Source organism: Streptomyces sp. NPDC002773, from assembly GCF_040295605.1.
In the GTDB taxonomy this organism is placed as follows: Bacteria; Actinomycetota; Actinomycetes; order Streptomycetales; family Streptomycetaceae; genus Streptomyces.
Window position 1 is genome coordinate 1 of the sequence record NZ_JBEOVO010000068.1, and the last position, 9,440, is coordinate 9,440.

The following is a 9,440-nucleotide window of genomic DNA, read 5'->3' on the forward strand; positions in this document are numbered from 1 at the left end:
CGAGCAAGGCACAGCAGGCATTCCAACGCGGCCTGACCGCCCTCGCCCAGTGGGTAGAGCGAGAAGGCGCCCACCGGCCCGTGCCGAGGGGGCACAGCGAACAGATCACGGTCGACGGCGAGACGGAGCCGGTGACCATCAAGCTGGGCGTATGGGTATCAAACACCAAGACCCGACGCGACAAGCTCACGGTGGAGCAGCTCGACGCCCTCGCCGAACTCGGTGTGCAGTGGGCATAGATCGAGAGGTTGGTCTTGGAGACCAGCCGAAGTTCAGAAAAGTGGGGCGAGGGGACACCCCCGTGAGGCAGACTGAGTTCGCACAGCTCGTTCATTGATCAGCCCCGGGGACTTCCCGCCACCCTGGTGAGGCGCTGGACGAGGCCGCCACTGGAGGACCCGCGTGCCCGGGACCGACAGGTCACATCTCCGTCTCACAATCAGCAGCACATTGCTGAGGTCTTCTGCTTCTGGGAGGTGACGGACACACGGCGGCAGGGCACGCTCGCCAGCCGTCCGCGCCGTCCATGTCCCTTGTGCCCATACTCACCGACGCGATCCCCGACTACATCGCCGGGGTCGCAGTAGCTCTCACTTTCGCAGCCGCCGGTTGGTTCCGCGGCAAAATCCGTGACCGCAATAATTCCGACGATCATCCCAACAATGGTGGAGACAGCGACGCCAGCTCCTGATCAGCCTGCGGCTACTCCCCCTTTGGCGACACACCACCTCCAGTTCCACGTCGGGAAGCCATCTGGCCACGGCGCAGCTGTGTACGGTCGGCGAGGGGCAGCAGCGTCCCTCGCCGAACTGGGAGTGGAGTGAGCCTGACCAAGACACGCGCGGCTGCCCGTATTAGGTGTCCGGTTCTCACTGCCCGTCTCGGGGCGGGAAGAATCCCTGGCGTACCGAGCCGTCCACGCTAAATGCGTGGACGGTGGCATGCCCCCTGATGCTCGCTGGCGGTGTGGGGTTCTCGATCACGATGACCTGGCCCGGGGGGTTCTCCAGGAGGTCGCGGTAGAAGTTCTCGGCAACGTCGGCGGTCATCAGCTCGGGACGGTCTTCGTGCGGGTCTTCGGGCCGACGGTAGGTGAGGACCGGCGTGTCCAGCACGATGAAGCCCGGGTGGATCAGGCCGCAGGCTGTGTTCCGGCGCGCGAGTGATACTGCGAAGGCGGCGTGGAGGATGGACCGCATACCCCTGCCGCGGCTCTTTCGCGGCTGCCCGTCAACGGACAGCTCGGCTGTCGTCGGGTCGTAGCGAGCGCGGTTGTTCCCCGGCACATGCCATGCTTCCAAGGTCTCATGGATCACCCGCTCGAAGTCGGCGATGTCGGTGGCGGGAATGCCGTCAGGACGGGCAGTCGGCAGAGCGGGAGCCACGGTGGACAGCGATTCCTTGAGGTCTTCGAGCTGCTCGATCTGAGCGTGCAGGGCAAGCTCGCTTTCGACCCGTGAACGGGTGTTCAGCAGTTCGGTGGCGTCTGTGTTGACCGGCTGCATCCGTTGATCGAGTGCGCGGAGTTCCGCAGCGTTGTGTGTGAGCTCTTCGTGTCGGGCGGTGCGGGCCGACTCTATGTCCGCTGCCTGTTCTTTCAGGTCTTCGATCATGAGGAGCAGGTCGCTGAGCAGGTCGGTTGTCTTGCGCGTCTCCGCAGATACGGAGGCTGCCAGCTGGGTGCTCTCGGCGGCGTAGTGCTCCGGGTGCTGGTGCTGAGGCTCGGCGCCGCAGAAAATGCAGGTCCCAGTCTGGAAGTAGCCCAGGAGGGTTCCGGCTTCACCGACCATCTGGAGCCGGGCCAGATCCGACTCGTACTGCTCCTTCAGCAAAGCGAATCGCGCCAGCAGCTGCTGAACCTCGTCGGCCCTCTGCTGGGCTGCGAGGTCAATCTCTTCCAGGCCCCGGCGGTCACGCAGAAGGCCGGTGCGAACCTCGGCAAGCTCGACGGCGGCGGCGGTCACCTCGCCGAGGGACGCTTGCAGGCGGTCGAGTCGCTCCCGCAGTTGCGACTGGTTCGCCTCCATCGTGTGGCCGGTGAGCGTGTGAGTTGGCTGCTCGTAGACCTCAGTCCGTCGTGCTCATCTCTTCGTGGGCGGCTTCGCAGTCGCAGGCTCCGTCGTGGCCGGGCTCAAGTCGGCAGAAGAACCAGTAGGGCAGGCCCGTCAGGTGTGGAGGGTGAAAGCGCCGATCACAGTAGGTTTCACTCCAGTGGTCGGTGCCCCGCTTCGCCATCAGACTCACTCCTCGCCAAGAATTCGAGCGTGCAAGAGGCGCAGCGCCCACGCCTGAAGGATGGCAGATCAAAACGCTCGCGCCCCGCGGTGGGCGCGCGGGGAACGGCCGGGGGTAAACCTGTCCAGCCGGCGCCCAACTGGTCAAGTGAAGCGCTCAGTCACAGCCGGTGCTCCGCCGGTGCTGTCACACCGGGCTACAGCTCGAACTGGATCTGCTCGATGTCGGTCAGCTCGACCAGAAGGTCATGGGCGCGGCGGCCACCGTCGTGGAAATAGACCTCGCCAAGAGCCTCGGCGGTCGCCTGCTGGAGCTCGCGGTCGGTGGCCCCCTGCCCCTGCCCCTGGACGGCGAGGAGGCGGGCGGCGTGGTGGGGCGGGAGGGCAAGGCTAAGGTGGCGCATACGGGCGTCGTCGGTGGTTCCGGGGGCGGCGGTGAAGCCGAACCGGGCGCGGACGTCGGACGTCGACCATGAGGCTGGCCCGTCTCTGGCTAGGGCTTGTCTGACAAATGATCATCGAGCGTATGCGTGCTCGGTCCAATTGCCTTGCCGTCCTGATGCCAGCCAGTGATTCTGGGCAGGTGCCAGGACAGGGGAAGAGAAGGCGGCGGCAAGAGGACGCGCGGCAGCGGCTTGCTGCTTGCACCGCGACCGACGCGGGACAGTGGGAAGTGGTCGTCGAGACTTTGGACCAGGCGGAGATGCGTACGAGGTTGCGCCGTCTTCGGGAAGCAGGAGTCGACGGGTCGATGATCCGGATCGACACGCTGTGCGGACGCCTGGGGGTGCCGACCACCTACCGGCTGAGCCGTTTTGTGACGGACCCCGCGCGAGAGTCCGAGCACCAGCACTCTGATCATTGATCTCGTGGCAGGTCGAGGCGAGTTGACGGAAGCGGCGTGGGAGCGAATAGAGCCCCTGTTGCCGCGGGTGGATGGACGTGGTCGTCCGTGGCGTGATCACCGGCAGGTGGTCAACGGGGTGCTGTGGCGGCTGCGGACCGGGGCTCCGTGGCGTGATCTGCCCGAGCGGTACGGCCCCTGGCAGACCGTCTACGAGCGGTTCGCCCGCTGGGAAGCGGATGGGACCTGGGCGAAGCTGCTGGAACACGTCCAGGTCCGCGACGACGCGGTGGGCCGGGTGGAGTGGACCGTCGCCGTCGACTCCACGGTCAACCGCGCCCATCAGCACGCGGCCGGCGCCCGCAAAAAGGGGGCGCAGGCGGGGACGAACTGGAAGATCCGGGCCGCTCTCAGACGCGCCAGGCCCTCGGCCGGTCCCGAGGCGGGCTGACCACCAAGGTCCACCTCGCCGTCGATGGCCGGGGCCTGCCCCTGTCCATCGTGCTCACGCCCGGCAACGTCAACGACGCCACCGCCTTCGGCCAGGTCCTCGACGGGATCCGCGTTCCGAGAGTCGGCACCGGCCGCCCGCGCAGGACACCGACCCGAGTCCTGGGCGATAAGGCCTACTCCAGCCGGGCGATCCGGCACCTGCTGCGGCGCCGCGGCATCGACGTCACGATCCCCGAGCGCCGCGACCAAGCGGCCAACCGCCGGCGCCGAGGGCGCCTGGGCGGTCGGCCGCCCGCCTTCGACGAGGACGTCTACCGCGAGCGCAACGTGGTCGAACGATGCTTCGCACGCCTCAAGCAGTTCCGCGCGATCGCGACCAGATTCGACAAGCTCGCCGACCGCTACCGTGCCGGAGTCGTTCTGGCCTCACTGATCCTCTGGCTCCGCGAAACCAGCTCGTGATCATTTGTCAGACACTGCCTAGGCGCCCTGCGCTGGCTCCATGCCGGCGAGTCGGTCATCCTCTTCGGCCCCGTCGGTGTCGGAAAGACCCACATCGCCCAGGCCCTCGGCCACCTCGCCGCCCGTCAGGGCGCCCACGTCCGGTTCGCCAAGACCAGCCGCATCCTCGCCGACCTGGCCGGCGGCCACGCGGACCGCACCTGGGAGAAACGGATCCGCGAACTCGTCCGCCCCGACGTCCTCATCCTCGATGACTTCGCCATGCGCCAGCTGTCCGCGGCCCAGGCCGACGACCTCGGCCTAGCTACCGCCCCAACAAGCGGCCCAGGAACACGACCGACAAGGCCCACTAGGGTTCGCCGTCCCGGCTTCCCATGCCGACGTCTCAGGGGCACGAGTTGGCTTGTCAGAAGCATCGGCTACCTTGCGGGCCATGGGAAATTCAGGCGGATCATTGGCAACCCGGTCCACGGGGGAGCTGCACCAGCTCATGCGGGCAGCGGGGTTCACAGGCATCGACGACACGGAAGCGTTGGCGGACGGGTGGCAGGTCACGGACTTCGCCGACGCCGAACGGCGCAGCCTTGCGAACCTCGTCCAGCGAACGGGGACACCGGCCGTCATGGTGTCCTTTCTCGACAGCGACGTGGGCTTCATCGAGGCCCTCACTCCGGACGGCGACGGCTGGGAGGGCCTGCTCAACCGGGAGATGGCGAAGAGCTACGAGATCCCTCTGGAGCAGTTCCCCGTCGAACCGGCCGTGGCCGGCGCTCTCGCCTGGTCGGCCGCTGCCGGACTGACGCCCGACGAGGAAGCCATCCGGCAGACGCTCACCGGGTCGGCCCTGTTCGCGGAAGAACTCTCCTCAGCCCTCCTGATCGCCCTGGGGCTGCCCGGCGCAACCTAGAGCGTGTCTCCTTGATCCGCTTGTCGGTTGATCGGGTATGTCCGTCCGGCTAGCGATCACTGATGCGATGTGGGACCGGATCGAGCCGTTGATGCCGGCCGATCCGGTCCGTGGTCGGCGATGGGCCGACCATCGTCGAACCCTGGAGGCCATCGCGTGGAAGTACCGAACTGGCTCCCCCTGGCGGGACCTGCCGGACGAGCTGGGCTCATTCCAGACCGCTCACAAACGGCTGCTCAGGTGGGCCGTGGACGGTACCTGGGAACGTATCCTCGCCGCGCTCCTGGCAGCGGCCGACGGTGCTGACGACATCGGCTGGACTGTGTCGGTGGACTCCACCGTCTGCCGAGCCCACCAGCACGCCGCCGGAGCCAGGAAAAAGGGGCACCACTTCGGGCTGAGCCCGATGACCATGCGCTCGGACGTTCCCGCGGCGGCCTGAGTACGAAAGTCCATCTCGTCAGCGATGGCCACGCACGGCCCTTGGCCCTCCGCGTCACGGCGGGACAGGCGGGTGACGCGCCGGCCTTCGAGGTGGTCATGGCGGGCATCCGTGTTCCGCGAAGTGGGCCAGGAAGACCGCGAACCCGGCCGGAGGCCGTCCTGGCGGACCGCGCGTATTCATCCCGCGCGATCCGTGAGCATCTCCGGCGGCGAGGCATCCGTGCCGTGATCCCGCAGCCCGCCGACCAGGTCGGGCACCGACTACGGCGAGGTCGCGCCGGTGGCCGCCCGCCCGGCTTCGACGTCGAGGCATATAAGCAGCGCAACGCGGTCGAGCGATGCATCAACCGGCTCAAGCAGTGGCGCGGCCTGGCCATGCGAACAAACAAGCTCGCCATCGCCCACCGGGCAGCGCTCCACCTCGCCGCCATCCTCATCTGGGCCCGGGCGTAGGGGCGTCGGGTCGCACCATTTTGAGAGGCACGTCCTCAGCTCAGCGTGGCAGCATGCGGCAATGGTCTTTCGACACCCCAACGGCGACTACGCGATCACCGCGATCTACTCCGTGCCCGATGACGCCTGGTATCTGGAACTGGATCTCGTGGCCGGGCAACGGAATCTCGTGACCGCAATCGTCCCCGATGAGGATCCCGCACGGGAGCCGACGGTGTGCTTCAACCCGAGCGCAGAACACACTGACGTCCCGTACGAGGTCATGCGCTGGTTCATGCACCAGGTCGATGAAGAGATCCGTAGCTCCCGTGCCTGGATGCGGCTGAGACCGGAGCTCGTCGAGATCATCCACCAACTCCGTCAGGAACACATGGGCGTCATCGACGATGACGACTTTCCCCAGGTTCTGGCGGACGTGCGCACCACGGTCCCCGAGGAAGACCTCCCCGCCGTTCTGGAGGCCGCCTTCGGGCGGAACCCTGACGGCACCACCATGAACCACCCGCAAGCGCCCCGGCCTGTAGCCGATCAAGGAGACAGAACCTAGCCCTCTCAAGCCGGGACCTGGGGAATTACGTGAACTTCACCCTGGGGAATAACGCGATCGTCCGCAACGTGTCGGTGCTGTCAGTGGACGTGTGTGACGAGGCGGTACGAATCGAGGCCCGCCGTACGACGGCTGAGGCGGTGTGTCCGAGCTGCGGGTGCTCTTCAAGCCGCATACCCAGCTCCTACCTGCGGTTTCCCGCCGATGTGCCCAACGCGGGACGACGGGTGGTTCCATGCCTGCGAGTCCGCAGGTTCTTCTGTCTGGACGCTGCGTGCGCACGGCGGACGTTCGTCGAGCAGATGCCAGGGCTGACCCGGAGATACAGCCGGTGGACCGAACGTCTGCGGTCGACCCTGGCCATGGTCGGCCTCGCCCTCGCGGGCCGGGCTGGTGCCCGGATGGCGGGCATCTTCGGGGTGTCTGTCAGCCGCAGTACGGTGCTGCGGCTGGTCGAGGTGCTGCCTGAGCCGGATGTGCCGGCCCCGCGGGTGGTCGGCGTCGACGACGCCACGCGCAAGGGCCGCGTCTACGGCACCGTGCTGGTCGACTGCGAAACCCGACGGCCGGTGGACCTGCTGCCTGATCGGGAGGCGTCCAGCCTGGCCAAGTGGCTGTCGAGGCGACCGGGCATCGAGGTGATCTGCCGGGACCGTGCTCCGTTCTTCGCCGAAGGCGCTTCGGCTGGCGCACCCCAAGCGATTCAGGTCGCTGACCGGTGGCATCTGTGGCACAACCTCAGCGAGGCCGCCGAGCGAGCTGTTGCCCGCCACCGCCAGTGCTTGCGCGTCCTGGCCCCCGAACCGGTCCAGGAGGGATCCGACGAGTCCGCACCATCTGTGGTGGACCCGGCCTCGCCCTGGAAGAGCGACCGGTTCGCCAACCGCATCCGGGCCCGACACGCCACGGTTCACGCAATGCTGAAAGCCGGCCACAGCCACCGCTCGATCGGCCGCCAACTCCACATGACGCACCGCACCGTCAAAAGCCTTGCCGATGCCGCCAGGCCGGAAGACCTCTTCACCGGTCAGTACCAGTTCAACCGAGCCTCCGCGCTGGACGAGTACAAGCCCTACTTCGATGAACGCTGGAACGAGGGCTGCACCAACGCCTGGAAACTCTGGGAGGAAATCGTCCCGCTCGGTTACAAGGGCAGCTACGGCATCGTCAGCGCCTACATCAGGAAGAAGCGCACCTCACCCCAGCCTGTCACCGCACAACCCCCGGCACCCCGCCAGGTGGCCAGATGGATTCTCAGTCGTCCGGAAACGCTCACGGAGATCGAGCAACTCCGGCTCAAGACCGTGCTGGCCAACTGCCCCGAGCTTGACGCCCTCACCGGCCACGTCCGGTCCTTCGCCCAGATGCTTACCGAGCGCCAAGGCCAACGACTCCCCGAATGGCTCGACGCTGTCCGCCAGGACGACCTCCCCAGCCTCCACACCCTCGCCGCAGGCATCGACCGCGACCGCGAGGCCGTGATTGCCGGACTCACCCTGCCTTGGAACTCAGGCGTGGTCGAAGGACACGTCAACCGGATCAAGATGCTCAAGCGCCAGATGTTCGGCCGCGCCGACTTCGACCTTCTGCGAAAACGAGTCCTACTTGCTGAGTGACTCTTCAGCCTCCGCGCGAAGATCGTGAATCGGAAACGTCGTGGGTGAGGGATGTTCCTTACACGTTTCCCCGTGCAGCTCTTCGGGCCGCAGTGCCCAGGCGATGGCCTCGCCCGGACCGCAGAACGAAGGATCGAGGTGGAACGTGGTCCGGGTCCCGAAGGATTTCGGCGCTATGAACTCTTCCCTGGGGCCGGTCAGGTCCATCCCGGCGAGCTCCTGGCGATAGCCGTGGCCATCCAACCACACCTCGATGACCGTGCGGACGCTGAGTGCGGCAGCTGCGGAGGGAGCCCAGCGCTGCATGTCGAACATGTCGAGCAGGGAACCGAAGAATTCCGGAAGAAGCCTCTCCCGTTCATCGGCACTGGGGCGCTGATCGCTCTCCACGGTGAAGCTGAGATCAGATCCGATCTCGACACTGATCCGTCCATGCCTGCCGTCGCGACGGTGCAGCGCGTCCCAGGCCACCGCCCGCAGGACCTCGGTGGGAAGTTCGGAGCTGTCCTGATCGGCCAGGAAATACCCCGCAGGGCGGCGCCGCACGTGCTCCACGAAGTCGACCACCCGAAGCGGCTCGACGGTGAACCTCTCCACTCGCCCTCCCCATCTCCGCACTTTTCAGCCAGCCACAGCCGATCATGACACCCGCCGACGGCAAGCACCACGCTCCTCGCTCGTCCTGTAGCCGTGACGGATTGTCGCCAATCACAGAAGTTGAGCCAGAACCCGTTCTCGTGAACAAAGCCACATCCCGCATGGACGTGGATCACCACCCAGGCGATTCAGGATGATGTAATGTTGAAAATGTCGTCCCGTGTGTGGGTGCTGCACATGAGTGAAGCCGGCGGAGGGCCGCCCGGAAGCGACCCGGCACACCGCCGGCTTCTCACAAAGTCCGGACCCGAAAGGGACCCGTTCCTGCACTGCCATCGTACTCAACCACACCCCAGAGCCTCCGAGGAGACGAAGTGATCCCCCGTGGCCGTCCCGTCCTCAACGAACCCGACATCGCCGCCCGCGCCGGCGTATCGCTCGCCACCTGGCGCCGCCGGCACGCTGCGGCCTTCCGTGAACGCGTCCCCGACCTGCTTCCCGAAAGCCGGTACCTCCTCTACGACCTCGCCCAGACCGACGCGTACCTCGCCGGGCGGCCGATCCCCGAGCTCCCCACCGGTGAACACCCCGACGACCTCCTCACCGTCGACGATGCCGCAGCGATCCTCGGCATCAACACCAGCACGATCCGCGCCTACGCCAGCCAGGGCCACCTCTCGCCCGGCGTCACCCTCTACGGCGCACGCCTCTGGACTCGCCGCGAAGTCCTCGACCGCCGCGACAACGCCCCCGGCCGCGGCAAGGGCGGCGGCCGGCGCGCCGGCGAGCCCCAAGGCCCCCGCAAACAGCACGCGTACGAAGGCGACCCCCGCCTCGACACCGCCCGCGAAGCACTCACCGCGGCCGACGGCGCGCCCAAGGG

Annotated in this window: 8 protein-coding genes and 3 pseudogenes; 8 read left to right on the forward strand and 3 right to left on the reverse strand. The window is 67.0% G+C overall.

All coding sequences use genetic code 11. The features are described from left to right. A partial coding sequence (locus tag ABT034_RS35020) for a helicase associated domain-containing protein (RefSeq protein ID WP_351221153.1) occupies window positions 1–239 on the forward strand: 239 nt, incomplete at its 5' end. Window positions 240–869: 630 nt separating this feature from the next. Here ABT034_RS35020 and ABT034_RS35025 read toward each other — a convergent pair. After that, window positions 870–2,027, reverse strand: coding sequence for a coiled-coil domain-containing protein (locus ABT034_RS35025; RefSeq protein WP_351221154.1), 1,158 nt, complete (start codon window positions 2,025–2,027; stop codon window positions 870–872). Between the two features lie 404 nt (window positions 2,028–2,431). Then, a pseudogene (gene tpg / locus ABT034_RS35030) lies at window positions 2,432–2,695 on the reverse strand (telomere-protecting terminal protein Tpg); the annotation flags it as partial. Window positions 2,696–3,103: 408 nt separating this feature from the next. On the opposite strand from tpg, the pseudogene ABT034_RS35035 reads away from it, so the two are divergent. The 6 genes and pseudogenes from ABT034_RS35035 to ABT034_RS35060 all read left to right on the forward strand — a co-directional run bounded on the left by ABT034_RS35035 (window position 3,104) and on the right by ABT034_RS35060 (window position 7,960). Next, window positions 3,104–4,015 (forward strand): annotated as a pseudogene (locus tag ABT034_RS35035) (IS5 family transposase). Further along, window positions 4,012–4,290 (forward strand): annotated as a pseudogene (locus ABT034_RS35380) (ATP-binding protein); the annotation flags it as partial. The pseudogenes ABT034_RS35035 and ABT034_RS35380, both read left to right, overlap by 4 nt. Window positions 4,291–4,447: 157 nt before the next feature. Next, entirely contained in the window at window positions 4,448–4,900 is a 453-nt protein-coding gene (locus tag ABT034_RS35045; RefSeq protein ID WP_351221155.1) for a hypothetical protein, read from the forward strand. A gap of 37 nt (window positions 4,901–4,937) precedes the next feature. After that, a protein-coding gene (locus ABT034_RS35050; RefSeq protein WP_351221156.1) for an IS5 family transposase occupies window positions 4,938–5,797 on the forward strand; the annotation gives its coding sequence in 2 pieces (ribosomal slippage) (window positions 4,938–5,280 and window positions 5,280–5,797; 861 coding nt in all). 61 nt (window positions 5,798–5,858) lie between these two features. Continuing rightward, complete coding sequence (locus ABT034_RS35055; RefSeq protein WP_351221157.1) at window positions 5,859–6,344, forward strand: hypothetical protein; 486 nt, start codon at window positions 5,859–5,861, stop codon at window positions 6,342–6,344. 29 nt (window positions 6,345–6,373) lie between these two features. Next, complete coding sequence (locus tag ABT034_RS35060; protein ID WP_351221158.1) at window positions 6,374–7,960, forward strand: ISL3 family transposase; 1,587 nt, start codon at window positions 6,374–6,376, stop codon at window positions 7,958–7,960. On the opposite strand, the gene ABT034_RS35065 is transcribed toward ABT034_RS35060, so the two are convergent. Further along, window positions 7,946–8,557, reverse strand: a complete 612-nt coding sequence (locus ABT034_RS35065; RefSeq protein WP_351221159.1) for an ATP-binding protein — start codon at window positions 8,555–8,557, stop codon at window positions 7,946–7,948. The two genes, ABT034_RS35060 and ABT034_RS35065, sit on opposite strands and share 15 nt — an antisense overlap. A gap of 374 nt (window positions 8,558–8,931) precedes the next feature. Here ABT034_RS35065 and ABT034_RS35070 point away from each other — a divergent pair. Further along, window positions 8,932–9,440 (forward strand): helix-turn-helix domain-containing protein (locus ABT034_RS35070; RefSeq protein ID WP_351221160.1); only part of this gene is annotated, 509 nt, incomplete at its 3' end.

Coding starts and splice junctions, on each gene's coding strand:
- ABT034_RS35025 (WP_351221154.1), bottom strand. CDS start 2,027: ATGGAGGCGAACCAGTCGCAACTGCGGGAGCGACTCGACCGCCTGCAA.
- ABT034_RS35055 (WP_351221157.1), top strand. CDS start 5,859: ATGGTCTTTCGACACCCCAACGGCGACTACGCGATCACCGCGATCTAC.